This window comes from Aquabacterium sp. TM01 (assembly GCF_057808345.1).
This window is the reverse complement of the sequence record NZ_AP046529.1, coordinates 1,834,253-1,858,458: the sequence shown is the minus strand read 5'-3', so window position 1 is coordinate 1,858,458 and position 24,206 is coordinate 1,834,253. Positions and strand designations below refer to the sequence as shown.

The following is a 24,206-nucleotide window of genomic DNA, read 5'->3' as shown; positions in this document are numbered from 1 at the left end:
GTGGATTCCATCAGCCCAAGCTGAGGCCAAGCTGAATTGCTGCAGCCGTCCCGCACCAGCCAGCGCTGTCGCGTGCGTCGCGTTCAGGCCAACTTGAACACCATCACGGTATCGACCAGCTGTTGCGCCTGCGTCTGAAGGCTTTCGGCCGCAGCCGCACTTTCCTCGACGAGGGCAGCGTTTTGCTGAGTGGCTTGGTCCATGCTCATAACCGCATCGCTCACCTGGCTGACTCCAGCGTTCTGCTCATGGCTGGCACTGCTGATCTCGCCGACGATGTCGGTAACCCGCTGAATGGAGCGCACGATCTCCTGCATCGTGCTGCCGGCACGGTCCACCAGCTCGGTGCCCTTGTCAACGCGACTGACGCTCTCGATGATGAGCCCTCGGATTTCCTTGGCGGCTTCTGCGCTTTGCCGAGCCAGACTGCGCACCTCGCCAGCCACCACTGCAAACCCGCGCCCCTGCTCGCCGGCACGGGCGGCCTCCACGGCAGCATTGAGCGCCAGGATGTTGGTCTGAAAGGCAATCGCATCGATGACACCGATGATGTCGTTGATGCGACGACTGCTGTCGTTAATCTCCTGCATGGTCTGCACCACCTCGGACACCACCACGCCGCCGCGCGTCGCCACATCGCTCGCGTTGATCGCCAACTGACTGGCTTGGTGGGCGTTATCAGCATTTTGCTGAGCAGAGGATCCCATCTCCTCCATCGAGGCAGAGGTTTGCTCGAGCGCGGCCGCCTGTTGTTCGGTGCGAGACGACAGGTCGCCATTGCCTTGGGCAATCTGGCGACTGGCCGTGGCGACGCCCTCGGCGCCTTGCCGCACATTCCCCACCAAGGTGGCCAGCGACGACCGCATGTCGCTCATCGCCAACAGCAGGGGGCTGAATTCGTCCTGCGCATGGTCCAGGACTGTCACGGTCAGGTCGCCATCGCGCACCCGCTCTGCCACCGTCTGCGTCACCATCACCCGGGTCCTCAGGATATTGGCGACGTACCATGAAAAAACCGTCAACACCATCGCGATGACGGCCGCAGCGCCCCCGATGGACAGTGAATTTCGTTGCAAATTCCGCTCAATGTGGTCGATGCCCTGACTCAACTGCGTCTGCTCGATGCTACGCGCCGTTGACAAAATGGAGAGCAGCTCATTGCGCGCCTTGATGGTATTTTCAAGCAGGTAAGAAAAGGCCCCGCCTTTATCGCCCGACCTGATGATGACTATATTTTCATTTGCGCACTGACGAAACCGACTTAAGGCGGGCTGCACCTTGGCAAAATGTTCGATTTCCTCACGAGATTTCAGGCGTCCCTCATACGCACGCAAGGCTTCGTCCACCTTGGCACGCTTCAAAAAAATATCGGCCAATGTGTCATCGAGTTCCTGCTGATTTCTCGTCAATATGGCGTGACGCAACTGCAAAGACACCTCGGTGACCGTCAATTCCACCTCACTGATGCTGATCAACTGGGGCACGCGCACGTTCTGGGTTTCTTGCACGAGAGACTCGGCTTGCTTCAGGCTGACAAAGGCATATAGCGCCAGCACCGCCAAGGACGCCACCACCAAACCACTCACGACATAAAGACGCGCCGCAATGCCAAATACAAACACCCTCTTCATCACAAACTCCCTCATTGATTATGCGAGTTACCAATCCACGGACACCCTCACTGACATTATGGTCATTGCACCCACCCTCAGCATTTATCGGATCACCCTAGTTCACAGTAACTAGATCGGAACCCTATGAAGTGATGAGGCTTATTCTTGATGTGAATTAATAATATTCAAATCTGGCTGCAGGACGGTATCATTCAGGGCGTGCCCTGCCCACTCCGGTGCAGCTCAGCGCGCTCCATGAACGACGTGACACACGATGACGTCCGCACCCACCACTCTTCGGTCCGCGCGCTTCCTGGTCGAGCGCTTGCGTCAGCAGCGCCAGGCGCGCCTGATCGAAACCCACATCTCGTGGGTGCTGCTCGACGGCCGGAACGTCTGGAAGATCAAGAAGCCCGTACACCTGCCGTTCCTCGATGCCAGCACGCTTGCGCGCCGCCAACACCTGTGCAAGGAGGAGCTGCGGCTCAACCGCCGCACGGCCGCGTCACTCTACCTGGACGTCATCCCCATCACGGGCACGCCAGATGCGCCTGTCCTGGGAGGCACCGGGACGGCCATCGAGTACGCCGTGCACATGCGCCAGTTCCCTGAGGGGGCTCTCTTGAGCGAACGCTTGGGGGCGGACCAGATCCCGCCCGACCTTCTCGACGACTTCGCCCGCCATCTGGCCGATTTTCACAGCACCGCCGAGGTCGCACCACCGTCCACCCCCTACGGCAGCCCCGAGCTGATCGAGCAAACCACCCGCGATGTGCTGCGCAACCTGGCCGACATCGGCGGCGAGGCCCTGAGCACCCCATTTGCCGATTGGCTTGACTCCCAAGCGCCCATGCTGCGCCCTCTGTGGGACCAACGCCAAGCACATGGCCGCATCGTCGAAGGCCACGGCGACCTGCACCTCGCCAATGTGGTTCTGCTCGACGGCACGCTGACCGCCTTCGACTGCATCGAGTTCGACCCCAGCCTGCGCTGGGGCGACCCGCTCAGCGACGTCGCCTTCCTGGTGATGGACCTGATGGCGCACCAACGCGCCGACCTCGCCTTCCGCTTCATCAATGCCTACCTGGACGCCAGTGGTGAGCACGACGGCATCCCCGTGCTGCGTCAGTACCTGGTCTACCGGGCGCTGGTGCGCGCCCTGGTAGCCCGCATCAAAGCAGGTAAAGGGCAAACTCCTGCCGGGCCGGACTACTTGGCGCTGGCGCACCGCTTGATCGCCCCCACCTCGCCAAGGCTGCTCATCACCCACGGCGTATCGGGCTCGGGCAAGACCTTTGTGTCGCAAGGCGTGCTGGAACAGGCTGGCGCCATCCGTGTGCGTTCAGACATCGAGCGGAAACGGCTGTTTGGCGTAAACCAGTCCGCAGCCCACTCCGATGGTGCCGCCGCCCCCTCCGGCGCGGGCAAAGTCGATGCCAACCCGCTCTACAGCCGCGACCGCACCCAGGCCACCTATGCGCACCTGCGCGAACTCGCTCAGACCTGCCTGCAAGCAGGCTGGCACGTCATCGTCGACGCCACTTTTCTGGATGCCGACGAGCGTGACCGCTTTCGGCAGCTGGCATCAAGCCAGCACAGCCACTTCGCCATCCTGCATTGCGAGGCGCCCCGTCTTGTCCTGGAAGCCCGCATCACCGCGCGACTCACGACCCCACAGCCGGGCACACGCGACGCGTCCGACGCCGACACCACCGTCCTGGCCCAGCAACTCCACAAAGACACCGCGCTGCGGCCTGCGGAAGCACCCTACACCCTGCGGGCCAACACCACCCAGCCCGACTGGGCTGAGCAGCTCGCCCACCAATGGCTGACGATGGGTGAGCCCACCGCCACGCCGTGACAACGTCAGACGTCGATTTCCACCTCGTTGCCGTGCAGCTCCATCAGCTCACGGCGTGAGGCGGCCTCGCCCTTGCCCATCAGCTTGGTGAACGAATCTTCCGTGGCGTCGAAACCCGGCTCGCCATAGGCCACCGGCAGCAGGCGGCGCGTTTCCGGGTTCAGCGTGGTGTCCCACAGCTGCTCGGCATTCATTTCACCCAGGCCCTTGAAGCGGCTGATCGTCCAGCTGCCTTCCCTGCAACCTTCCTTGCGCAGCTTGTCCAAGATGGCAATCTGCTCCCCTTCGTCCAGCGCATACAGCTTGGCCGCAGGCTTTTTGCCCCGCGCCGGCGCATCCACGCGGAACAGCGGCGGACGCGCAATGTAGATGTGCCCCGTCTCGATCAACTTGGGGAAGTGGCGGAAGAACAGCGTCAGCAGCAGCACCTGGATGTGCGAGCCGTCCACGTCCGCGTCCGACAGGATGCAGACCTTGCCGTAGCGCAGCCCGCTCAGGTCAGGCTCATCGTTCGGCCCGTGCGGGTCCACCCCGATCGCCACCGAAATGTCGTGGATTTCATTGTTCTTGAACAACAGGTCACGCTCCACCTCCCAGGCATTGAGCACCTTGCCGCGCAATGGCAACACCGCCTGCGTTTCCTTGTCGCGGCCCATCTTGGCGCTGCCCCCGGCCGAGTCCCCTTCCACCAGAAAGACCTCGTTCAGGCTGATGTCACGGCTCTCGCAGTCGGTCAGCTTGCCCGGCAGCACCGCCACGCCTGAGCCCTTCTTCTTCTCCACCTTCTGGCCGGCGCGCTGGCGCGCCTGCGCCTGCTTGATCACCAACTCGGCCAGCTTCTTGCCGTACTCCACATGCTGGCTCAGCCACAGCTCCAGGCTGGGCTTGACATAGGTGCTCACCAGTCGCAAGGCATCGCGGCTGTTCAAGCGCTCCTTGGTCTGCCCCTGGAACTGCGGGTCCAGCACTTTGGCGCTCAGCACAAAGCTGGCGCGCGAAAACACGTCATCGGGCATCAGCTTCACGCCCTTGGGCATCAACGAATGCATCTCGATGAAGCCCTTGACGGCCTGGAACAGCCCGTCCTTCAGGCCGGACTCGTGCGTGCCGCCCGCCACCGTGGGGATCAGGTTGACGTAGCTCTCGCGCATCGGCGAGCCTTCTTCGGTGAAGGCCACGCACCAGGCCGCGCCCTCGCCTTCGGCAAAGTTCTCGGTCTCGCTGCCACTGGCGTACTGCTCGCCCTCGAACAGCGGGATCAACGGATCGGCCGACAACGACTGCGTCAGGTAGTCGCGCAGGCCGCCCTTGTAGAGCCAGGTCTGCACCTCGCCCGACTTTTCATGCGTCAGGGTGATCGTCACCCCCGGCATCAGCACCGCCTTGCTGCGCAGCATGTGCACCAGCTCGCCCTTGGGCAAGTCGGCGCTTTCAAAATACTTCGCATCGGGCCACGCGCGCACCGTCGTGCCGTTCTTGCGGTCACCCGAGGCAGCCGGTCGCACCGTCACCGGTTCGATCACATCGCCGCCGCTGAAGGCCAGCGTCGCCACCTGCTTGTCACGGCACACCGTCACCTGCAAGCGGGTGGACAGCGCATTCGTCACACTCACCCCCACGCCGTGCAAGCCGCCCGAGAAGCTGTACGCCCCGCCCGAGCCCTTGTCGAACTTGCCCCCGGCGTGCAGGCGCGTGAACACGATCTCGACCACGCTCACGCCCTCTTCGGGGTGCAGGCCAAAGGGAATGCCCCGGCCGTCGTCTTCCACGCTGATCGAGCCATCGGTGTGCTGCGTCACCGCAATGCGCTTGCCGAACCCCGCCAGCGCCTCGTCGGCCGCGTTGTCGATCACCTCCTGGATGATGTGCAGGGGGTTGTCGGTCCGGGTGTACATGCCCGGACGCTGTTTGACGGGCTCCAGGCCCTTGAGAACACGGATCGAGCCCTCGCCGTATTCGGCAGTGGGCTGGGTAGAGGCTTTGGCGGCTGGCTTCGATGACATGGCGCAATTCTACGAACGAACCACGTGCCGCCGCCCGACACCCCCCGCTTTTACTGGAAGTAAGCCATCATGCGCTCCAGCGCCATCGCCAGCGGTCTCTCCATCATGGGCAAGGTCAGCCACAAACCCGTGAAGCCGACCGACAGCGTGATCGGAAAGCCAATGGAAAACACGTTCATCTGCGGGGCCACCCGGGCAATCAGTCCCAACACCATGTTGACCAGCAGCAGCATGGACACCACCGGCAGCGCAATCCACAGCCCTAGCTTGAAAATCTCTGCGCCCCAGACCTGGGGCTGGACCTGATGGAGGAAAGCCAGCGGCTCGGGCGACACCGGAAAGGCATGGAAGCTCTGCAGCACCGCCCCGGTCAGCAGCAAATGCCCATTCATGACAATGAACAGCCACAGCGCCGTGGTGCCAAAAAGGCGGCTGACGGCCGTGGCCTGCCCACCCATCATCGGGTCAAAGAAGCTGGCGAAGTTCAGGCCCATCTGCAGCCCGATCAGCTCCCCCGCGAACTCGACGCCAGCAAACACCACCCGAGCGGCAAAGCCCATGGTCAAGCCGATCAGCACCTGCTGCGCGATCACCATCACCGCCTGCGGGGAGTTGATCGCAATGTCCGGCATGGGGGGCAGGCTCGGCTGCGCGCAGATCACGATCAAAATGGCCAGCGACAAGCGAACCCGGCGCGGAATGGTCTTTTGCGACAGCACCGGCGCCGTGGTGAAGATGCCGGCAACCCGGAAAAACGCCCACAACCACGGCGTGATCCAGGCCAGCACCTGCGCTTCGGTGAAGCTGACCACTCAGCCCACCACGCTCGGGATCGATTGCAGCACGCCGCGGATGTAGTCCACCAAGGTGGACAGCATCCACGGACCGGCCAGGCCTAGCGTCGCAAACGCGGCCAGCAGCTTGGGCACGAACGACAGCGTCGCTTCGTGGATCTGCGTGGCCGCCTGGAAGATGGACACGACGAGACCGACCGCCAGCACCACCAGCACGATGGGGCCGCACACGATCAGGAGTGTCAGCAACCCGTCACGGGCAATCGTCAATACCTGTTGGGACTCCATGATCCGCCCCCTTTACTGCACAAAGCTCGCGGCCAGCGAACCCAGCAACAGGTTCCAGCCATCGGCCAGCACAAACAGCATCAGCTTGAACGGCAAGGCCACCATCACCGGTGAGAGCATCATCATCCCCAGGCTCATCAGCACACTGGCCACGATCATGTCGATCACCAGGAAAGGGATGAAGATCAAAAAACCGATCTGGAAGGCCGACTTCAGCTCACTGGTCACAAACGCCGGCACCAGCACCCGCAAGGGCACGGTCTCGGGCGTGACCTGGCCTTCGAGCTTGGCCAGGCGTGTAAACAGCCCCAGGTCAGACTGGCGCGTCTGCTTGAGCATGAAGGCTCGCATGGGCCCCTGCCCACGCTCCAGCGCCTCGTTGAACGAAATCTGGTTGGCCGCAAAAGGCTCGTAAGCCTCCTTGTAGACCTTGTCCAGCGTCGGCCCCATCACGAACATCGTGAGGAACAGCGACAGGCCGATGATGACCTGGTTGGGCGGCGACGAGGCCGTGCCCAAGGCTTGGCGCATCAGGCTCAGCACGATCACGATGCGGGTGAATCCCGTCATCATCAACAGCAGCGCCGGCAGAAAGCTCAGCGCCGTGAAGAACAGCAGCGTCTGAATCGGCACCGAGTAACTGTTGCCGCCCCCTTGGCCCACCATCAAGGGCAAGCCGGCCCCGGTCGGCGCAGCGGCCGTCTGGGCCAGGGCCAGCGTCCCCGCGCCCCCCAGGGCCAGGGCCAGACCCCACTTGGCGCACGTCGCCCACGTCATCGTGCGTGCCTGCATCACTGGGGCTCCTGACGTTTCGCCAATTTGCTGCGCAACAGCGCGGCGAACTGAGGCGGTAGAGGCGATGCCTCGCCCGGTGCCATCGGCGGACTCAAAGGCGCCATGCTGTGCAAGGTGTTGATCTGCTGCGAGGTCACCCCCAACACCAGCCAGGTGCGGGACTCGCCCTCGCCCACCTCGACGGTGACGATGCGCTGCCCCGGGCCCAGATTCAGATTTCCCACCGTGCGCACCGGTGCCGCAACGCCACCCATCGCGCCCGTGGCCAAGCCCGAGCGCTTGAGCAGCCACAGGCTGACCGGGATCAGCGCCACGATCACCACAAACCAAACAATCAACAAACCCGTCGATGCCATGTTCATCTTGCGTGTCCGTGATCCGCGCTCAGTTGCCGCGGCTCAGGCGACGCATGCGCTCCGAGGGCGTGACGATGTCGGTCAGGCGGATACCGAACTTGTCGTTCACCACCACCACCTCGCCCTGGGCGATCAGGAAGCCATTGACCAGCACGTCCATCGGCTCACCGGCCAAGGCATCCAGCTCCACCACCGAACCCTGCGCCAGTTGCAGGATGTTCTTGATGGGAATGCGGGTGCGCCCCAACTCCACCGTCAGCTGCACGGGGATGTCGAGGATCATGTTGATGTCATTGCCGGCGGGCATGGCCGGGGCCGACGAGCCAAAATTGGCAAACGCCGCCGGCGTGGCCTGGTGCACCGGGTCACTCACCTCGCTGGCGGCAGCGCTGAACGGGTCGGAAGCCATGGAAGACGAAGCACTGCTGGACTGCTGGGCGAGCGCAGCCTCCCATTCGGCGGCCATCGCGTCCTGCTCGGCGTCAGCGCCCGAAGGCGGGAATTCTGCAGGGTCAGACATTGTGATCTCCAATCCAGCCAGTGTGGCCGGAGGTCAATAGTGTGTTCACACGGAGCGCGTACTTGCCGTTCGACGTCCCGTAATAACTGTCAAAAACCGGCACGCCATCCACCTTGGCCTGAATGACCTTCTCCAGGTCCAGCTCGATGAAGTCGCCCGGCTTGAGCGCCAGCAGTTGCTCGACCGTGGCTGGCGCGTGCCCCAACTCGGCCACCAACTCCACCTCGGCCGACTGGATCTGCTGCGTCAGCAGCTTCACCCAGCGACGGTCCGGCTCCACCGAGTCACCCTGGATCGACGAGAACAGGATGTCCCGAATGGGCTCAAAGGTCGCGTAAGGGATGCAGATGTGAATGGTGCCCGTCGCATCGCCGATTTCCAGCGTGAACGAGCAGCACACGACGATTTCACCCGGCGTGGCCACGGTGGCGAACTGTGGCTGCATCTCCGAGCGCTGGTAATCGAGCTCGATCGGGTAGATGCCCTGCCAGGACTTTTTGTATTCCTCAGTGATCACGTCCACCAGACGGCGGATGATGCGCTGCTCCGTGGCCGAGAAATCGCGCCCTTCGATGCGGGTGTGGAACTTGCCCGCCCCGCCAAACAGCGCGTCAATGACCGAAAACACCAAGGTGGGCTCACACACGATCAGGCCGGAACCCCGCAAGGGGCGCACGGCCATGATGTTGAAGTTGGTGGGCACCACGATTTCGCGCAGGAAAGCGCTGTACTTCTGCACCTTGATGCTGCCCACCGACACCTCGGGCGACTTGCGGATGAAGTTGAACAGTCCGATGCGGATGTTGCGCGCAAACCGCTCGTTGACGATTTCCATCGTGGGCATCCGCCCGCGAACGATCCGCTCCTGCTGCGCCAGGTTGTAGTCGCGCACGCCCTCCGTGGGCGCCTCTTCCTGCTCCAGCTTCTGGCTTTCGCCCGTGATGCCCTGCAGGAGGGCATCCACTTCGTCTTGAGAGAGGATTTGCTGATTCATGGCCGGTGACTTCTGGGAGCGGTGATCAAGGAACTCAACCGCCGCTCACTGGATGATGAAGTTCGCGTAATGCACTTGCAGAATGGGGTTGTAAGACTCCCCCTTCTTTTTCTTGCGCTTCTTGGGTGCGGGCGCTGGCGCCTCCCCGTCAGCAGGCGACTCGATCACCTCTTCCGGCTCAGGCTCCTCAATCTCGTAACCCATGGCGCGCGCGGCACCACGCTGAATCTCACCCGCGAGCTGGATTTTGCCTTCGGCGGTCAGCAACTCGGTGGCCGTCTTGTGAGACAGGATCAGCAAAATGGCATTGCGAATGGCCGGCATGTACAGCTTCATCTGGTCGCCCACCTTGGCGTCGTCCACCTGCAGGTTGATGCCGATCTGAGCGAAACGCTCGGACTCGCGGTCAGCCAGGTTGACGATGAAGGGCTCCAGCGGCACGAAGATCGGCGGCGCGCCTGGGTCATGCTTGGGCTTGGCCTTGGGCTCGTCCACACGCGCCACCGGCGGGGCTCCGTCCTCGCCCTCATCGGCTTGATGCGTCATGTTCTTTTTCATCAGCAAGAACGCCCCCGCACCGGCGAGCAGCAAGGCCACCACCACCCCCACAATGATGAGGACGAGTTTCTTCGAGCCCTTTTGGGAGGCATTGCCTTCGGCCGGGTTGGCCGCGGGGGCAGCTGACATTCGTGTATCTCCTGGATGACGGCGTGTGTGCCCGAAACAGGCACCACCCCATAGGTGGATTATTCGAAGTCAGCGCGACAATGAAGAATCAATAAGCGGCGTGAAACACGTCTGATTCTCCGCCGAGGCCGTCACCGCCTCAAGCGTAGAGGTCCAGTCCACCGGGCCGCCCGGCACGCGGGGCGTTCACCCCCCGCATGACGACGACATCCCCCTCGCCCTCTGATGCCGAATTGGCAGAGGACACGGCGGACACCCCACGCGCCCCCTCCGAAGGGGCGGACTGTTGTCCGAAAGACTGTTGGGCGGTCTGGGAAGACACCCCCCCACCCGTCAGATTCAGACCCACATCGCTCAAGGCCGTCGACAGCGCAGACAGGCTGGCTTCGATGGCTTTTCTCGTTTCGGCTGCCGCAGCAGCAAAATCGACCTGTGCCGATTGTCCCTCAAGTGCGATCTTCACCTGAATGGGCCCCATGTCGGCCGGGTTCAGATGCAACTCGGCCGTCATCGGCCCGTCGGTGCGCGCGGTGTTCACCCACAGGCTGACCTTGTCGGCCAGCGCCTGGCTGAAATCAGCGTGCCCCAAAGGCGTGGGCAAGGTGGCCGACTCGTGTCGAGCAGGTGCCGAGGGCGTCAAGCCAGCCGGGCGAAGGTGCACGCCCGCGCTCAAGCCCGACAGCGCACCCGCGTCCCCCTTGGCCTCCAGCGACGACTCTGCCGTACCCGAGCGGCCCAGCAGCGCGTCCACCTGCAAACCCGCCAACGCGGTGGTTTGCTGCCACTGCGAGGGGTCCAGCGCCAAGCCCGCGCCGTCCGTCTCGTGACCAAGGGCCGCCTGCGCGGCCGGGTCGGTCTCGGTCGCAACGAGCTCCGTCAAGTCTCGCTCGCTCTCCGTGCTCAGGTCCTGGGCCCCTGCGGCCAAGGCTTCCGCACCGGTCACGGCCTCAGGCTTGGCCTGGGGCAACAAACCCGCCAGCCACGCCATCATGCCCGCCGAATCCGTGGCCGCGGACTTGGTCTCGCGGTTGGTCTCCGGTGCGTCATCGGTGCGCTCTGCCTCGGAGGCCGACTTGGCCTGGTCCGACGCGGCCGGGCGCTCGGCACGCCGCAACGCCTGATCAGGGCCCGGGCGATCGGCCTGGGCCGGTGGTGGCTGGCTGCCCTGTGCACTGGCCTGGGACGCCTGTTGCGCGGCTCGCTGTGCGACCTGCGCCTGCTGCCGCGCACGTGTCAGCGCCTGCTCATTGACGCGTGCCGTGGCCTGGGCCTTTGCGGCCGGGTCGTGCGACGGCGATGGGCGCTCGGCCGATTTCGCGGGCGCCTTGGGCGACGAGGCATCTTGCCGAGCGGTACTGTGCTGGCTCATCAGGCCGGCGAAACTCTCGGGCGCGCCCTGCGCTTGCGCCCCCCGGGCCTGTGCCTGCAAGCGAGCGACCAGCTCGCTAGCGCCCGACACGCCGCCCTGGCCTTGACCGTTCATTGAGGATGACTTGATCGGTGTGCTCATGTCGATGTCCTTACAAAGATGTGCTGGCCAGCGGATTGCCGCCACCCGGCATCGACGCCGACAGTCGCGACACCCGCGATGCCATCTCGTCGGTCGCTTTCTGTTCCTGACGTGCCTGACGCATGCGTTGCTCCAGCAAACGCTTGTCGATCAATTTGGAGACAGCCGCCACCCGGCGCTCGCGCTCAATCAACTCCACCCGGCTGCGCTCCATCAAAGTCTGCGCCTGCGCCACCTGCTGGTCTTGCGCACCCACAGCCTCTCCCAGGCGCTGCATGAAATCCTGGTAACAACGCACGATCTCCATCCCCCCGGACTGGCGAAACTGCGCCTGCCAGCGGTTCTGGTAGTCCAGTCGCCAGTCCGTCAGGGACTGAGCCTGCTGGCGCGCCGCCTCGTAGGCCTTGCGCCGTGCTTCGTGTGCGGCCACGGCCTCGTCCCGGGCCTTTTCGGCGGCCTCCAGCACGATCAGCAGCGATTGCGTGGCACTCATGAATCCGTCTCCCGCCCCCATCGGGGGCCCTTTTCAGCCTATCACTGCGCGACGATCTGGTGAAGGGCCTGGACACTGTCCGGCATGTGGGCCGGCGTGTGCATCCCTTGCTGCAGCAGTTTCACCATCAACGGGTGCGAACGTACGGCCTGATCGAGATCGTGATCGTGGCCGGGCACGTAGGCACCCAACTGGATCAGATCGCGGGCCTTGCTGTACTTGGACCACAACTGACGGAACCGTCGCGCATCATCGATATGTTGAGGCTCCGCGACGTTGGTCATCACCCGAGAAGCGGACCTTTCGATGTCAATTGCTGGAAAATGTCCGGATTCCGCAAGTTCACGTGACAACACGATGTGCCCGTCCAGGATGGCACGGGCCGCGTCGGCAATCGGGTCCTGTTGGTCGTCCCCCTCGGACAGCACCGTGTAGAAGGCCGTGATGGAGCCGTGACCATTGAGCCCATTGCCGCTGCGCTCCACCAGTTGCGGCAATTTGGCGAAACATGAAGGCGGGTAGCCCTTGGTGGCCGGCGGCTCGCCAATGGCCAGGGCAATCTCGCGCTGCGCCATCGCATAACGGGTCAGCGAGTCCATGAGCAGCAGCACATGCAAGCCCTGATCGCGGAAATGCTCGGCAATCGCCGTCGCGTAATTGGCGCCCTGCATCCGCGTCAGCGGCGGCGCATCGGCCGGCGCTGCCACCACCACCGACCGGGCCAGGCCTTCCTCGCCCAGGATGTCCTCAATGAACTCCTTGACTTCACGGCCCCGCTCACCAATCAGGCCCACCACGATCACGTCAGCCTGGGTGTAACGCGCCATCATGCCCAGCAGCACGCTTTTGCCCACACCCGAACCGGCAAACAGGCCCAGACGCTGCCCGCGCCCCACGGTGAGCATGGCGTTGATCGCCCGCACCCCCGTGTCCAGCGACTGGCGCACCGGGTCCCGGTCCATCGCATTGATGGCGCGACGCACCAGCGGTTCGCTGCGCACCTCTTGCAGTGCCCCCTTGCGATCCATCGGTTCGCCTTGCGCGTTCACCACGCGCCCCAACAGGCCATTGCCAATGGGCATGTGGCGGGTGCGGTCTTCGCTGCGCCGCCACGGGTGGTTCACCTCGCCCAGCTTCGGCGGGTTCACGGGCGTGCTCACCGGCACCACCCGGGCACCACTGGCCAGGCCATGCACCTCGGCCGTGGGCATCAGGTAAGCCCGGTCGCCGGCAAACCCCACCACCTCGGCCAGCACCGGCGTCTTCTCGACCCGGCTCTCAGAGTGAATCTCACACACCGCGCCCACCGGCAGCCGCAAACCGGCAGCCTCCAGCACCAGCCCCGCCACACGCACCAGCTTGCCCTGGCTTTCCATGGGCATGGGCGTGGCCGCACAGCGGTCCAGATCGTCCAGATAGCGGTTCCAGCTATCGAGCAGGGTGCTTTTGGCCCGCGCGTTCATACCAAACCTGCATCACCCGGGGCATCTCCCCTCGGGCTCCCCTCGCCACGCACGCCTTCATCCTGGCGACGTGGCTCACGCGCGGTCGGCACTCGGCTCTCACGCCCGCCCTGCCACGGCGCCTGGTGCCCCATGGCGCCCACAGCCCGCTCCCACCGTGACTCCACCGTGGCGTCCACCAGGGCAATGTCCGAATCCACGCGGCACCCTCCACGCCGAATCGACGCATCCGCCACCAAGCGCGCGCCCCGCGATTGCAAGAGCTCGTCCAACCGGCCCTGCACCACCGCGTGATCCTCGGGATGCAGGCACACGACGATCTGACGCGCCGAACTCAGCAGCGCCGACAAGGCCTCCTCGGCCACTTCGACCACCAACTCCGGTCGCTCGATCAACTCGCTGCGCACCACCTGCCGCGCCAGCTCCAGCGCCACACCCGCGACACGACCCGCCAGTTGCTGCTCCAGCGCGTCCAGACGCTGCTGCATCGCATCGACCAGCGCACCCACCTGCTCGTTCATGTAGTGGGCCATCTGCTCGGACTGGGTCTGCTTGTAGCTCTCCAGCGCGGCCAGACCATTGCGGTACCCGTCCTGATAGCCGCCCTGGCGAGCCGCCTCGATCAGGGCCTCCGTGTCCGGCGTCGGCTCGGCTGCCGCCTGAGCTGCCGCACGCACCGCCGCTTCGGCCTGAGCCTGAGCCTGCGCCAACGCTTCAGCCTCGGCCTGCCCCGGAACGCCCCCCACGATCGGACGCCAGTTTGGCGGTCGCGACGTGGTCGCGCCCGTGTTCGGCGTCGCGCCCGGCCCTGCGGTCTTTCCCGCAGGCTGGGCAGCCTGGCCCGACTTCATCGTCGGACGAATCTCGGCGGCCGCACGCTCGGCCAGGGTCGGCTTGCGCACGCCCCCTTCTTCGGCCGCATTGGGCGCCGGCGGCGGCTCAAAGGTTTCCGGATTCCAGGCGGCAAAAGCACCCAACTCTTCGCGGGGAATGAAGCGCGCGTAAGGGTTGGAGGGCGACCCGCCCCCCGGTTGGCCAGGCTTAGACGTACTCATCGTCGCCTCCACCGCCCATCACGATCTGACCTTCATCGGCCAGACGGCGCACAATCTTGAGCAGCTCTTTCTGCTCGGCCTCGACCTCGGACAGCTTCACCGGCCCGCGCGACTCCAGATCCTCGCGTAGCGTCTCGGCCGCACGGCTGGACATGTTCTTGAACACCTTATCGCGTATCTCGGGCGACGCGCCCTTGAGCGCGATGATGAGCGACTCGGTCTGCACTTCCTTGAGCAAGGACTGGAAGCCCTTGTCATCGAGCTTGATCAGGTCGTCGAAGGTGAACATGTTGTCCATGATCCGCTGCGCCAGGTCGCCATCGGCCTCACGGATGTAGTCCAGCACCGAGGTCTCGATGCTCGAGCCCATCATGTTGATGATCTCGGCAGCGGGCTTCACGCCGCCCAGCGACGACTTGCGGATCTGCTGGCCGCCCGCCAACACCCGCGACAGCACCTCGTTGAGGTCTTTCAAAGCCGAAGGCTGGATACCATCGAGCGTGGCAATGCGCACCATCACCTCGTTGCGCTGACGCTCCGGGAAGCACTTGAGCACCGACGAGGACTGATCCGGATCCAGGTGCACCAAGATGGCCGCCACGATCTGCGGGTGCTCATTGCGCAGCAGCTCGGCCACCGAAACTGCGTCCATCCACTTCAGGCTCTCGATGCCCGTGACATCGCTGCCCTGGATGATGCGGTCGATCAACAGATTGGCCTTGTCATCCCCCAGCGCCTTGCGCAACACCGCCTTGATGTACTCGTCGTTGTCCGCCACCAGCACGCCCATTTCGGTGGACTCTTTGGCAAAGCGGTCCAGCACGTTGCCGATGCGCTCCTTGGTCACTGCCTTCATGCGGGCAATGGCCTCACCCAGATGCTGAACTTCCTTGGGCTCGAGATGCTTGAAGACCTCGGCGGCCTCCTCCTCACCCAGCGACATCAGCAGGATGGCTGCATCTTCCACACCTTTATCGTCCATGACGCGCGTCCTTGCTCAATTGTTCATCCAGCCACGCACCACATTGGCCATCGCCTGCGGGTTGCCACGAGCCAGGGCACGCGCTGATTCAAGTCGACGATCGGTTCCAGGCGCCTCCAGCGCCGCCAGCGGCTCACCATCGGGTCCCAGCACCATGCCCGTACCCGGCAAGGCGGGCAACTCCTGGGCATCGTCGACGACAGTACTGAGCTTACCCTGCCCCACCTCTTCCACCGGCACGGGACGGGCCGCCTTGATGGCCGGACGGATCGCGCCAAACACCACGATCAAGGCCGCCAGGGTCAAAGCACCCGGCACCGCCAGCGTGCGGATCAGGTCCACCGTTTCCGGCTGCTGCCACAGAGGCGTGTCGGTCTGTTCTTCCTTGACCACCTGGAACGGCGTGTTCACCACCTTGATCGAATCCCCCCGGCGATCGTCCACCCCGATGGCCTCGCGCACCAGGGACGTCAGCTTGTCGAGCTCCGCCTCTGGAATCGGTTGCGTGGTGGTCTTGCCCTTGGCGTCGGTGACCGTGCGATGGTTCAGCACCACAGCGGCATTCAAGCGCTTGATGTTGCCGGTGGCACTGCGCGTCACGCGCACGGTCTTGTCCACCTCGTAATTCGTCACGGCCTCGCGCCGCCCATTGCTCAAGGCCGTTCCGTTGCTCTGGGCAGCCTGCAGCGGTGCCGAGGCCCCGTTGATCGGCGCGGTGGCCGGCACCGGCGGCTGGTTGGTCGTGGCCCCCGGCACACCGGCCGGCGTGGCACCGGTGCTGCCAGACTGCTCACTGGTCTGCTGGCTGCGCACCGTGGCCTGGGCTTGCGCCCCCTGGTTGGGCTTGTACTCTTCCGCAGTGGACTCGGTTTGTGAGAAATCCAGCTCGGCCGTCACCTGCGCCCGCAGGTTTTCCTTGCCCACCACCGGCTCCAGAATGTCGCGGATGCGCTGGGCATAGTTGGCCTCGATCTGACGCACGTACTGCAATTGCTGCGCGTCCAGCCCGGCATGCTCCACGCCCTCTTGCGGCCCCGACAGCAGCGCGCCCGTCTGATCGACGATGCTCACGGCCTTGGGCGACATCTCCGGCACGCTCGACGACACCAAGTGCACGATACCGGCAATCTGCCCTCGATCCAGGGTGCGCCCGGTGTACAGCGTCAGCACCACCGAGGCCGAGGCTTTCTGCTGCTCACGGAAAAACCCGTTCTGATTGGGCAACGCCAGGTGCACACGGGCGCTCTGCACGCTCGACAAGGCCTGGATGGAGCGCACCAACTCGCCCTCCAGCCCACGCTGAAAATTCAGGCGCTCCTGGAACTGGGTGGTGCCAAACTTCTGGTTCTCCATCAACTCGAAACCTACCACCGAGCCCTTGGGCAGGCCGGCTGAAGCCAGCTTCAGGCGCACATCGTGCACCTTGTCGGACGGCACCAGGATGGCCGCGCCCCCGTCGGCATGCTTGTAGGGCACCTGCATCTGCTGCAACTGCGCCAGGATGGCACCACCGTCCTTGTCAGACAGATTCGTATACAGAACGCGGTAGTCGCCCTCGCGCCCCCACAGCATCATCGCCACGAAAATGGCGACGATGGCCGCGATCCCGCCCCCCAGCATCAGCTTGCGCTGCACCGGCAAAGCCATCACCCGCTGGGCAAAGCCGGGTGGCTGGGACGCGCTCGCATCCACCACCTGATTCGGTGGCAGCGGCGCGACGGACTGAGGATTGGCGACAGTGACTTCCATGGGGCGACATGATGCATGGGATTGCGCGCCGAACCGACTCGACACCTCAACCCACCTTGGCAGGTCCTGATTATTGAGACTTCCAGCCTTGCCTGTGGCCGAAACAGCCCCTGAATTGCCAACTTCTTCAGCGCATCACGCACTTCGCGCCCCGCTAGAGTGCGAAGTGTGGTGATCGGCACCACGCCCCCGTCGGACAGATCCGCACCATGGACCTCAAACTCAAGCCCTTTGACTTCGCACAGGCCGCCACCAAGGCCGGCATGGCCGACGTCGCGCGCCGGGTCGAGGCCAACACCCGATTGGCCGGCACAGGCGGTGCGGCTGCGGTCGAAAAGCCCAGCTTCCAAAACGCCTTCGCGGGCGCCCTGAGCTCCATCAGCCAGACCCAGGCCACCGCCGCCACCATGCAGCGCGAGGTCCAGTTTGACAACCCCACCGTCAGCCTGGAAGAAACCATGATCGCCATGCAAAAAGCGCAACTGGGCTTTCAGTCGGCCGTTCAGGTGCGCAACAAACTCGTTCAGGCGTATACCGATATCATGAACATGCAGGTTTGAGCCTCACGCTCACCTGCCTGCCATGTCCTCCTCCTCCCGCCCCTTGCCCCTGGCGCAACTGCTGCTGTGTGGCGCCCTCGTCGTCACCCTCTCCATGGGCATCCGCCACGCCTTCGGCTTGTGGCTGCAGCCCATCACCATGGCGCACGGCTGGACGCGAGAGCATTTCTCCCTGGCGCTGGCGCTGCAGAACCTGGTCTGGGGCGCTGCCGGCCCCTTTGTGGGCTGGTGGGCCGACCGCGGCGGGGCCTTCAAAGTCTTGTGGGCAGGCGGCATCCTCTACGCGCTCGGCCTGTTCGGCATGGCCACCACCACCGAGCACCTGCCCTTTTTGCTGACCACCGGCGTCACCATCGGGCTGGCGCAAGCCTGCTGCACCTACTCGGTCATCTACGGCATCATCGGTCGCAACATCAGCGCGCAGCAACGCTCCTGGGCCATGGGCATCACCGCAGCCGCCGGCTCCTTCGGTCAGTTCCTCATGGTGCCCCTGGCCAGCACCCTGCTGCACCGCATGGACTGGTCGGCGGCCCTGATGGCGTTGGCGCTGTCCGCCCTGCTCATTGGCCCCATCGCGTTCGGACTGCGCGAAGCCCCTCAGGCTGAGCCCCATGCCAGCGCCCCGCCCCCACAATCGGCCTCGGCCGCCTTGCGAGATGCCTTCGGTCACCGTGACTTCCTGTTGCTGACCGCGGGCTATTTTGTCTGCGGCTTTCAGGTCGCCTTCATCGGCATCCACCTGCCCAGCTACCTGAAAGACCAGCAACTTGGCCCCGAAGTCGCCACCACCGCTCTGGCGCTCATCGGCCTGTTCAACGTCATTGGCACCTATGCGGCCGGCGTCCTCGGTCAACGGCTTCGCAAGAACTGGATCCTCTCCGGCATTTATCTGACCCGCGCGGTGGTCATGATCGTGTTCATCAGCCTGCCGCTGACGCCCCTGAGCGTGGGCATCTTCGCCGCCGTCATGGGGGCCCTGTGGCTGTCCACCGTGCCACCCACCAACGCCGTCGTCGCCCAGATGCATGGGGTTCGCCACCTCTCCATGCTGGGGGGCATCGTGTTCTTCTCGCATCAGATCGGCTCGTTCATGGGCGTGTGGCTGGCCGGGCGCCTCTACGATGCCAGCGGCAGCTATCAGGTCGTGTGGTGGCTGGCCATTGGCCTGGGCGTGGTCGCAGGCGCCTTGAACCTCCCCATCCGCGAACACCAGACGCCCGTGCCGCGCACGGTTGCGCCGTGACGCTGCGCCATGTGGGCACGCCGTCACCGCATCACTCTGGGCTACCTGGCGGTCGCCATGGTGCTTGCACTGGTTTTTTCGCTGTACTTTTCTCCCGACCTGATCGTCGATCTGGCCGGGCGCATCTGGAGTTGCTTCTGACCATGCCAGCCGCTGAGAACCATGCTTTCAGCCCATTAGAATGATCAGATAGAAGGAAACACCATGAAACCCATTTTTGGCAGCATCGTCGCCCTGATCACCCCCTTGTTTGAAGACGGCAGCGTCGACTACGGCACCCTGCGCAAACTGATCGACTGGCACATCGCTGAAGGCACCAACTGCATCGGCGTGGTGGGCACCACGGGCGAGTCCCCGACCGTGTCCGTCGAAGAACACTGCGAAATCATCCGTGTCGCGGTGGAACAGGCTGCGGGCCGCGTGCCCATCATGGCCGGCGCGGGCGCCAACTCCACCCGCGAAGCCATCGCACTGAGCCAGTTCGCCAAGAAAGTCGGCGCCGACTGCACCCTGCAGGTGGTCCCGTACTACAACAAGCCCACCCAAGAAGGCATCTACCAGCACTTCAAGGCGATTGTCGAAGCCGTGGACATCCCCGTGGTGCTCTACAACGTGCCCGGCCGTACGGTCGCCGACATGCTGCCCGAAACCGCCCTGCGTCTGGCGCAGCTGCCCGGCATCATCGGCATCAAGGAAGCCACCGGCAACCTTGACCGCGCCGCCTGGCTGATCAAGCAAGCCCCCAAGGGCTTCTCTATCTTCTCGGGTGACGACCCCACCGCCGTTCACCTGATGACGATGGGCGGCCACGGCAACATCAGCGTCACTGCCAACGTCGCCCCGCGCGACATGGCCGACCTGTGCAAGGCCGCCATGGCACAAGATGCCAAGCGCGCCATCGAACTGCACATGAAGCTGCTGCCCCTGCACAAGCAACTCTTCATCGAGCCGAACCCCATCCCGGTCAAGTGGGCTCTCGCACACATGGGTAAGGCCGGCGGTGCACTGCGACTGCCCTTGACGCCCCTGTCAGCGGCATCGCAAGAGCAGGTCAAGGCCGCTCTGCACGAATCTGGGGTGTTGTAACCCTTCTGATCCTGACACCCTCCCGACCCACAGGCGTCGGGATCTGACCTTCACGCACCGCACATGCCGAACACACCTCGTCAATCGACTCCCCTCGTTCTGGGCGCCACCCTGGCGTCCCTGCTGCTGGTCTCCGGCTGCTCGACCATCAACGACGCCCTCGGCGGCGACAAAGTGGACTACCGCACCAGCGGTGCCAAGACGGTGCGCCTGGATGTGCCCCCCGATCTGAGTCAGCTGCCCGGTCAGGTTCGCTACAACCAGCTGCCGACGTCCTCGGTCAGCGCCAGCACGCTCACCCGCGCCGAGGCTGCGGCCAGCAGCGGTCAGGCCACGGTGGCCGTGGCAACCAAAGGCGGCGTGAAGCTCGAACGCCAAGGCCAGAACCGCTGGCTGGTGGTCGATCAACCGGCCGACAAGGTGTGGAATCAGGTCAGCAAGTACTGGGAAGACAACGGGTTCTCGCTGGCCATCAACCAGCCTGAAGTCGGTGTGATGGAAACCACCTGGGCCGAAAACCGCGCCAAGGTCCCCAAGGACGGTCTGATCCGCCAGACCCTGGGTCGCGTGTTCGACATGCTCTACGACACCGGCGAGCGTGACATGTACCGTACCCGCATCGAGCGCACCGCCAATGGCACCGAGGTCTACGTCAGCCATCGCGGCATGAGCGAAGAATACGAAGACAGCAAGAAAGAGCGCACCACCTGGCGCGCACGCCCAAGTGACCCAGGGCTCGAAGCTGAAATGCTGTCGCGCCTGATGATCGTGCTCGGTGGCACCCAGGAGGAAGCCGACGCCCTCAAGCGTGATTCGGCCCAAGCCGCCACGCCTGCTGCCACCCCCAACATCGCCCAGCTCAATGCCCAAGGCAATGGCCTGACGGTGGCCGCTGACCCGGACACCACCTGGCGTCGTGTGGGCCTTGCGCTGGACCGCAGCGGCTTCACCGTCGAGAACCGTGACCGCCGCCAAGGCAGCTTTGAAGTACGCCTCTCGGCCAACGATCCGACTGCCAGCAAGCCAGGCTTCTTCTCACGCCTGTTTGGCGGCAATGACCAGAGCGAAGGCAGCCTGAGCCGTTACCAGGTGACGGTACAAGGCCAAGGCAACAGCAGCGTGGTGAGCGTGCTCGACGAGCAAGGCAAGCCCACCACCAGCGCGACCGGCAAGCGCATCGCACAACAGTTGCTGACCGAGCTCAACTGACCGAAACTCGGTTCAGGCAGAGCCCAAAAAAAAACCCGGATGGCGCAAGCCCCCGGGTTTTTTCACATGCGTCACACAGCAAGCCGCGCTGGCATAAAAAAAGCCGCTCCGAAGAGCGGCTTTTCGCAGTCGAACTGAGATCAGTTCGAAGCAGCGGAGGCAACTTCAGAAGCTGCTTCGACCACTGCGGAAGCAGCGTCAACCACAGCCGAAGCGGCTTCGGAAGCGGCTTGAACAGCAGGAGCGACTTCGGAGGCGACTTCGGAAGCGGCAGAAGCGGCTTCAACAGCAGCTTGTTCCTTCTTACCACAAGCGGCCAGGGCAACGGCAGCGATCAGCGAAGCCAGCAGGAGCGACTTTTTCATGCTTTTATCCTCAAAGGAGTGTCAATAAAACCGGTGATATTGGAAATATGTGCGACGCCACACATTTGGCTTCGCTCAATATTCAGCTGCTGATTATACGGCGTATCAGGCTAACCCTTATAGCCCCAGCGTGGTTGGTGGCAGCGCATCGTGAGAACGTTGCGAAATAACATCAACCTCAGCCAGCCAATCGCCCATGACGGCTGGATCACGGGTCCACAAGCCCCGCCCGACCAGCGGCTCGACGATCCGCAAGGCCAGTCTGTCGTGCAGCACCAGCATGGTGGGCACCGACAAGGCCAGGTCCTCTGGCGACTCGAAGCACGGCACACGATGCGCCCAGAGCTTGCGCCAGTTCACCCATCGCGGATGAGCCCGTACAAACCCGTCGAAGGTCGCGGCCTGAACCACGCACCGGATTTCGCGTGCCGAACCCAACACCCATTGCTGGAAGGCTTCCACCACCTCACGCTGGCCCAGTGGCCAGTGCGCGAAATCGCGGTCACAGAGCGTCATGGGGCCCGGTTCAGCTGCTGCCATCGCCATGGCCGCGCTGACACGATCTGAAAAATCACGCCAGCTGCTGATGCGCCCGGACAACTCCGAGATCGCCGGGGGCACGGCCCCAGCGTCGGCCGTCCCCGAAGGATTCACGGTGTCTTCACTCATGAGCGCGATCTTGTCACGAGCCGTGCGTCACGCCAAGGGGTGCAACCACCCGTCTTCCGCCCACTGGTTGAGCAACTCGCGCACGGCGTCGCTGGCCTGCGCCACAACGGCCGCCGACAGGAAACGCTGATCGGCCAGTTGACGCAAATGCCGGGCATCCTTGCCGCCCGCCCGCCACGACTCGCCGTTGGCAAACACCCGTTGCTCGTCGTACATCATGCGCGTGCGCGGGTCCAGGCGCACGCCCGCCCCTTCCGGCAAGGGCTCACCAGACTGGAACCAGACGCGCGGCTTGGGTTCGGTCAGAATTTCGCCCAGGGCCGATTGCAGCCCGGCCGGATCCTTCATCAGGCGCGCCACGGCGTCGGCCGTGAACTGGCGCAAGGCGTCGGGGATCAGACCCGGCGTGCCGGTCGCGGCCTGCTTGGGGTCTTGGTACAGACGGGGCTTGTCGGCCGTGTCCATGCCTTCCATCCAGCGAATCAGCACCTCGCGGGCCAGATCGGTGCCTTCCGGCACACGGAAGCCGATCGAGCAGGTCATGCACTCACCTTGCGCGATGCCATCGTGCGCCCAACCCGGCGGCAGATAAAGCATGTCGCCAGCCTCCAGCACATGCTCTTCTTCGGGTACGAAGTGCGTCAGAATCTTCAGCGGCACATCCTCTTGCAGACGGGTGTCTTTCAGGGGCCCAATGCGCCAGCGACGCTGGCCATGCACCTGCAACAGGAACACGTCATACGAGTCGTAATGCGGGCCGACGCCACCGCCATCGGTCGCATACGAGATCATCAGATCGTCCAGACGCGCGTCGGGCACAAAACGGAACTGCTGCAGCAGATCGTAGGCGGCGGGCACGTGCAGGTCCAGGCCCTGCACCAGCAAGGTCCAACCGGGTTGGTCCAGAGGTGGCAGGCTGCGCCGGCTCAGGGGGCCGTGCGTGAGTTGCCACTGACCAGCGGTAGGCACCGCCTTGCCCCGGCTTTTCTTCACCCCAGCCGACCCGGTGGCATGCTCGCGCACGATCAGACGGGACTCGACCTCCTCTTGCCCTGCAAGCGCGAACAGCTTGCTGCGCTCGATGGGCGAGCGCACGCCTGGCATGGCCTGACGAATCAGCAAGGGCTTCTTCTGCCAATAGCGCCGCATGAAGGTCTCGGGCGACATGCCGCCCAGCAAGGGCGTGATTTGATCGATGGGCAAGGGGCCAGCCGGTGTGGCGGGTGCTGCCGCCACAGAGGCAGAAGTTTTGGTCGATTTCATGCCCGCATTGTGGCGCCAACTGAACGCAATGGCGCTGATACCGCTCAACGAAAACTGGCTTCGCTCACAGCACGAACGGCATGCCCCTCGCACACAGAACCCGGCACCTCATGAGATGATCGCGTCATGATCATTTCCTCACCCTGTGTCGTGAGCCTGGTGTGGCGTCTGGAAGATGCCCAGGGCCAATTGGTAGACGAACTCAACGAGCCGATGGAGTTTCTGTTGGGCGGAGAAGACCTCCTGCCCAAGGTCGAAGAGACCCTGCTGGGCCAAAGCGTAGGCTTTGAAGCCCATCTGCACCTGGAGCCCGAGCACGCCTTTGGCGACTATGACGCCGACCTGGTTTTCTTTGAAGCGCGCGAGATTTTCCCGCCTGAAGTGGCCGAGGGCATGCAGTTCGATGGCCCGCCCGAAGGCTCAAAGACGCCCGACCTGAACCCGGATGCCATCTACACCGTCACCGAGGTGTACGACAGCCATGTGGTCCTGGACGGCAACCACCCGTTGGCCGGTTTGGCCGTGCGCATCAGCCTCAAGGTACTGGACGTGCGCGCCGCCACCGAGGAAGAAGTCGAACAAGGCTCTGTGTCGGAGGTCCTGGTGGGCTTCACACCCTCGACCCCGCCTGGCGAAACCCTGCACTGA

25 protein-coding genes are annotated in these 24,206 nt (G+C 64.1%); 7 read left to right on the top strand and 18 right to left on the bottom strand.

The annotated features are described in order from the left end of the window. Nucleotides 1–83: 83 nt before the first annotated feature. Nucleotides 84–1,631, bottom strand: coding sequence for a methyl-accepting chemotaxis protein (locus tag AC3WW4_RS08525; protein WP_488827974.1), 1,548 nt, complete (start codon nucleotides 1,629–1,631; stop codon nucleotides 84–86). 256 nt (nucleotides 1,632–1,887) lie between these two features. On the opposite strand from AC3WW4_RS08525, the gene AC3WW4_RS08520 reads away from it, so the two are divergent. Continuing rightward, nucleotides 1,888–3,474 carry a bifunctional aminoglycoside phosphotransferase/ATP-binding protein gene (locus AC3WW4_RS08520; RefSeq protein WP_488827972.1) on the top strand — a complete coding sequence of 529 codons (1,587 nt, stop codon included), beginning with the start codon at nucleotides 1,888–1,890 and terminating at the stop codon, nucleotides 3,472–3,474. Nucleotides 3,475–3,479: 5 nt separating this feature from the next. On the opposite strand, the gene AC3WW4_RS08515 is transcribed toward AC3WW4_RS08520, so the two are convergent. The 14 genes from AC3WW4_RS08515 to fliF all read right to left on the bottom strand — a co-directional run bounded on the left by AC3WW4_RS08515 (nucleotide 3,480) and on the right by fliF (nucleotide 17,163). Then, complete coding sequence (locus AC3WW4_RS08515) at nucleotides 3,480–5,477, bottom strand: DNA topoisomerase IV subunit B (RefSeq protein WP_488827971.1); 1,998 nt, start codon at nucleotides 5,475–5,477, stop codon at nucleotides 3,480–3,482. Between the two features lie 50 nt (nucleotides 5,478–5,527). Then, complete coding sequence (gene fliR / locus AC3WW4_RS08510) at nucleotides 5,528–6,289, bottom strand: flagellar biosynthetic protein FliR (RefSeq protein WP_488827970.1); 762 nt, start codon at nucleotides 6,287–6,289, stop codon at nucleotides 5,528–5,530. Beyond that, a complete protein-coding gene (gene fliQ, locus AC3WW4_RS08505) occupies nucleotides 6,290–6,559 on the bottom strand; it encodes a flagellar biosynthesis protein FliQ (protein ID WP_488827969.1) in 270 nt (89 codons plus the stop codon). Nucleotides 6,560–6,571: 12 nt separating this feature from the next. Next, entirely contained in the window at nucleotides 6,572–7,336 is a 765-nt protein-coding gene (gene fliP, locus AC3WW4_RS08500) for a flagellar type III secretion system pore protein FliP (protein WP_488829713.1), read from the bottom strand. 14 nt (nucleotides 7,337–7,350) lie between these two features. After that, a complete protein-coding gene (locus AC3WW4_RS08495; protein WP_488827968.1) occupies nucleotides 7,351–7,716 on the bottom strand; it encodes a FliO/MopB family protein in 366 nt (121 codons plus the stop codon). Nucleotides 7,717–7,738: 22 nt separating this feature from the next. Next, a complete protein-coding gene (fliN, locus tag AC3WW4_RS08490) occupies nucleotides 7,739–8,176 on the bottom strand; it encodes a flagellar motor switch protein FliN (RefSeq protein ID WP_488829712.1) in 438 nt (145 codons plus the stop codon). Between the two features lie 46 nt (nucleotides 8,177–8,222). Next, nucleotides 8,223–9,224 (bottom strand): flagellar motor switch protein FliM, encoded by a 1,002-nt coding sequence (fliM, locus tag AC3WW4_RS08485; RefSeq protein ID WP_488827967.1) that lies wholly within the window; start codon nucleotides 9,222–9,224, stop codon nucleotides 8,223–8,225. A gap of 45 nt (nucleotides 9,225–9,269) precedes the next feature. Beyond that, nucleotides 9,270–9,911, bottom strand: a complete 642-nt coding sequence (locus tag AC3WW4_RS08480) for a flagellar basal body-associated FliL family protein (protein ID WP_488827966.1) — start codon at nucleotides 9,909–9,911, stop codon at nucleotides 9,270–9,272. A gap of 139 nt (nucleotides 9,912–10,050) precedes the next feature. Continuing rightward, nucleotides 10,051–11,421 (bottom strand): flagellar hook-length control protein FliK, encoded by a 1,371-nt coding sequence (locus AC3WW4_RS08475; RefSeq protein ID WP_488827964.1) that lies wholly within the window; start codon nucleotides 11,419–11,421, stop codon nucleotides 10,051–10,053. Between the two features lie 10 nt (nucleotides 11,422–11,431). Next, nucleotides 11,432–11,914: a flagellar export protein FliJ gene (gene fliJ / locus AC3WW4_RS08470; protein ID WP_488827963.1), complete on the bottom strand. Its 483-nt coding sequence runs from the start codon at nucleotides 11,912–11,914 to the stop codon at nucleotides 11,432–11,434. A 41-nt stretch (nucleotides 11,915–11,955) separates the two neighbouring features. After that, on the bottom strand, nucleotides 11,956–13,377 hold the full coding sequence (gene fliI / locus AC3WW4_RS08465) for a flagellar protein export ATPase FliI (protein ID WP_488827962.1): 1,422 nt from the start codon (nucleotides 13,375–13,377) through the stop codon (nucleotides 11,956–11,958). Further along, nucleotides 13,374–14,432 carry a FliH/SctL family protein gene (locus AC3WW4_RS08460; protein WP_488827961.1) on the bottom strand — a complete coding sequence of 353 codons (1,059 nt, stop codon included), beginning with the start codon at nucleotides 14,430–14,432 and terminating at the stop codon, nucleotides 13,374–13,376. The genes fliI and AC3WW4_RS08460 overlap by 4 nt, the downstream gene beginning before the upstream one ends. Then, nucleotides 14,419–15,414 (bottom strand): flagellar motor switch protein FliG, encoded by a 996-nt coding sequence (gene fliG / locus AC3WW4_RS08455; RefSeq protein WP_488827960.1) that lies wholly within the window; start codon nucleotides 15,412–15,414, stop codon nucleotides 14,419–14,421. The genes AC3WW4_RS08460 and fliG overlap by 14 nt, the downstream gene beginning before the upstream one ends. Nucleotides 15,415–15,429: 15 nt before the next feature. After that, entirely contained in the window at nucleotides 15,430–17,163 is a 1,734-nt protein-coding gene (gene fliF, locus AC3WW4_RS08450; RefSeq protein ID WP_488827959.1) for a flagellar basal-body MS-ring/collar protein FliF, read from the bottom strand. 209 nt (nucleotides 17,164–17,372) lie between these two features. Here fliF and fliE point away from each other — a divergent pair, with 209 nt between their 5' ends. From fliE to bamC, 5 genes are all read left to right on the top strand, one after another. Beyond that, nucleotides 17,373–17,723, top strand: a complete 351-nt coding sequence (fliE, locus tag AC3WW4_RS08445; RefSeq protein ID WP_488827958.1) for a flagellar hook-basal body complex protein FliE — start codon at nucleotides 17,373–17,375, stop codon at nucleotides 17,721–17,723. Nucleotides 17,724–17,745: 22 nt separating this feature from the next. Further along, nucleotides 17,746–18,966: an MFS transporter gene (locus tag AC3WW4_RS08440; protein WP_488827956.1), complete on the top strand. Its 1,221-nt coding sequence runs from the start codon at nucleotides 17,746–17,748 to the stop codon at nucleotides 18,964–18,966. A gap of 9 nt (nucleotides 18,967–18,975) precedes the next feature. After that, nucleotides 18,976–19,107: a hypothetical protein gene (locus AC3WW4_RS08435; RefSeq protein ID WP_488827954.1), complete on the top strand. Its 132-nt coding sequence runs from the start codon at nucleotides 18,976–18,978 to the stop codon at nucleotides 19,105–19,107. A gap of 63 nt (nucleotides 19,108–19,170) precedes the next feature. Beyond that, nucleotides 19,171–20,052, top strand: a complete 882-nt coding sequence (gene dapA / locus AC3WW4_RS08430; RefSeq protein ID WP_488827953.1) for a 4-hydroxy-tetrahydrodipicolinate synthase — start codon at nucleotides 19,171–19,173, stop codon at nucleotides 20,050–20,052. A 63-nt stretch (nucleotides 20,053–20,115) separates the two neighbouring features. Continuing rightward, nucleotides 20,116–21,261 (top strand): NlpB/DapX family lipoprotein, encoded by a 1,146-nt coding sequence (bamC, locus tag AC3WW4_RS08425; protein ID WP_488827951.1) that lies wholly within the window; start codon nucleotides 20,116–20,118, stop codon nucleotides 21,259–21,261. A 140-nt stretch (nucleotides 21,262–21,401) separates the two neighbouring features. On the opposite strand, the gene AC3WW4_RS08420 is transcribed toward bamC, so the two are convergent. The 3 genes from AC3WW4_RS08420 to AC3WW4_RS08410 form a co-directional block, all read right to left on the bottom strand. Next, nucleotides 21,402–21,626 (bottom strand): hypothetical protein, encoded by a 225-nt coding sequence (locus tag AC3WW4_RS08420; RefSeq protein ID WP_488827949.1) that lies wholly within the window; start codon nucleotides 21,624–21,626, stop codon nucleotides 21,402–21,404. Nucleotides 21,627–21,743: 117 nt separating this feature from the next. Then, on the bottom strand, nucleotides 21,744–22,295 hold the full coding sequence (locus AC3WW4_RS08415; protein WP_488827947.1) for a hypothetical protein: 552 nt from the start codon (nucleotides 22,293–22,295) through the stop codon (nucleotides 21,744–21,746). Between the two features lie 27 nt (nucleotides 22,296–22,322). Beyond that, nucleotides 22,323–23,558: a ribosomal protein uL16 3-hydroxylase gene (locus AC3WW4_RS08410; RefSeq protein WP_488827945.1), complete on the bottom strand. Its 1,236-nt coding sequence runs from the start codon at nucleotides 23,556–23,558 to the stop codon at nucleotides 22,323–22,325. Between the two features lie 126 nt (nucleotides 23,559–23,684). Here AC3WW4_RS08410 and AC3WW4_RS08405 point away from each other — a divergent pair, with 126 nt between their 5' ends. Next, entirely contained in the window at nucleotides 23,685–24,206 is a 522-nt protein-coding gene (locus AC3WW4_RS08405) for an FKBP-type peptidyl-prolyl cis-trans isomerase (protein ID WP_488827943.1), read from the top strand.

Excerpts from the sequence above, each read along its gene's own strand:
- AC3WW4_RS08525 (WP_488827974.1), bottom strand. The coding sequence starts at position 1,631 with ATGAAGAGGGTGTTTGTATTTGGCATTGCGGCGCGTCTTTATGTCGTG.
- AC3WW4_RS08520 (WP_488827972.1), top strand. The coding sequence starts at position 1,888 with ATGACGTCCGCACCCACCACTCTTCGGTCCGCGCGCTTCCTGGTCGAG.
- AC3WW4_RS08515 (WP_488827971.1), bottom strand. The coding sequence starts at position 5,477 with ATGTCATCGAAGCCAGCCGCCAAAGCCTCTACCCAGCCCACTGCCGAA.
- fliQ (WP_488827969.1), bottom strand. The coding sequence starts at position 6,559 with ATGGAGTCCCAACAGGTATTGACGATTGCCCGTGACGGGTTGCTGACA.
- fliP (WP_488829713.1), bottom strand. The coding sequence starts at position 7,336 with ATGACGTGGGCGACGTGCGCCAAGTGGGGTCTGGCCCTGGCCCTGGGG.
- AC3WW4_RS08495 (WP_488827968.1), bottom strand. The coding sequence starts at position 7,716 with ATGAACATGGCATCGACGGGTTTGTTGATTGTTTGGTTTGTGGTGATC.
- fliN (WP_488829712.1), bottom strand. The coding sequence starts at position 8,176 with ATGGCCGCCGAATGGGAGGCTGCGCTCGCCCAGCAGTCCAGCAGTGCT.
- fliM (WP_488827967.1), bottom strand. The coding sequence starts at position 9,224 with ATGAATCAGCAAATCCTCTCTCAAGACGAAGTGGATGCCCTCCTGCAG.
- AC3WW4_RS08480 (WP_488827966.1), bottom strand. The coding sequence starts at position 9,911 with ATGTCAGCTGCCCCCGCGGCCAACCCGGCCGAAGGCAATGCCTCCCAA.
- AC3WW4_RS08475 (WP_488827964.1), bottom strand. The coding sequence starts at position 11,421 with ATGAGCACACCGATCAAGTCATCCTCAATGAACGGTCAAGGCCAGGGC.
- fliJ (WP_488827963.1), bottom strand. The coding sequence starts at position 11,914 with ATGAGTGCCACGCAATCGCTGCTGATCGTGCTGGAGGCCGCCGAAAAG.
- fliI (WP_488827962.1), bottom strand. The coding sequence starts at position 13,377 with ATGAACGCGCGGGCCAAAAGCACCCTGCTCGATAGCTGGAACCGCTAT.
- AC3WW4_RS08460 (WP_488827961.1), bottom strand. The coding sequence starts at position 14,432 with ATGAGTACGTCTAAGCCTGGCCAACCGGGGGGCGGGTCGCCCTCCAAC.
- fliG (WP_488827960.1), bottom strand. The coding sequence starts at position 15,414 with ATGGACGATAAAGGTGTGGAAGATGCAGCCATCCTGCTGATGTCGCTG.
- fliF (WP_488827959.1), bottom strand. The coding sequence starts at position 17,163 with ATGGAAGTCACTGTCGCCAATCCTCAGTCCGTCGCGCCGCTGCCACCG.
- fliE (WP_488827958.1), top strand. The coding sequence starts at position 17,373 with ATGGACCTCAAACTCAAGCCCTTTGACTTCGCACAGGCCGCCACCAAG.
- AC3WW4_RS08440 (WP_488827956.1), top strand. The coding sequence starts at position 17,746 with ATGTCCTCCTCCTCCCGCCCCTTGCCCCTGGCGCAACTGCTGCTGTGT.
- AC3WW4_RS08435 (WP_488827954.1), top strand. The coding sequence starts at position 18,976 with ATGTGGGCACGCCGTCACCGCATCACTCTGGGCTACCTGGCGGTCGCC.
- dapA (WP_488827953.1), top strand. The coding sequence starts at position 19,171 with ATGAAACCCATTTTTGGCAGCATCGTCGCCCTGATCACCCCCTTGTTT.
- bamC (WP_488827951.1), top strand. The coding sequence starts at position 20,116 with ATGCCGAACACACCTCGTCAATCGACTCCCCTCGTTCTGGGCGCCACC.
- AC3WW4_RS08420 (WP_488827949.1), bottom strand. The coding sequence starts at position 21,626 with ATGAAAAAGTCGCTCCTGCTGGCTTCGCTGATCGCTGCCGTTGCCCTG.
- AC3WW4_RS08415 (WP_488827947.1), bottom strand. The coding sequence starts at position 22,295 with ATGAGTGAAGACACCGTGAATCCTTCGGGGACGGCCGACGCTGGGGCC.
- AC3WW4_RS08410 (WP_488827945.1), bottom strand. The coding sequence starts at position 23,558 with ATGAAATCGACCAAAACTTCTGCCTCTGTGGCGGCAGCACCCGCCACA.
- AC3WW4_RS08405 (WP_488827943.1), top strand. The coding sequence starts at position 23,685 with ATGATCATTTCCTCACCCTGTGTCGTGAGCCTGGTGTGGCGTCTGGAA.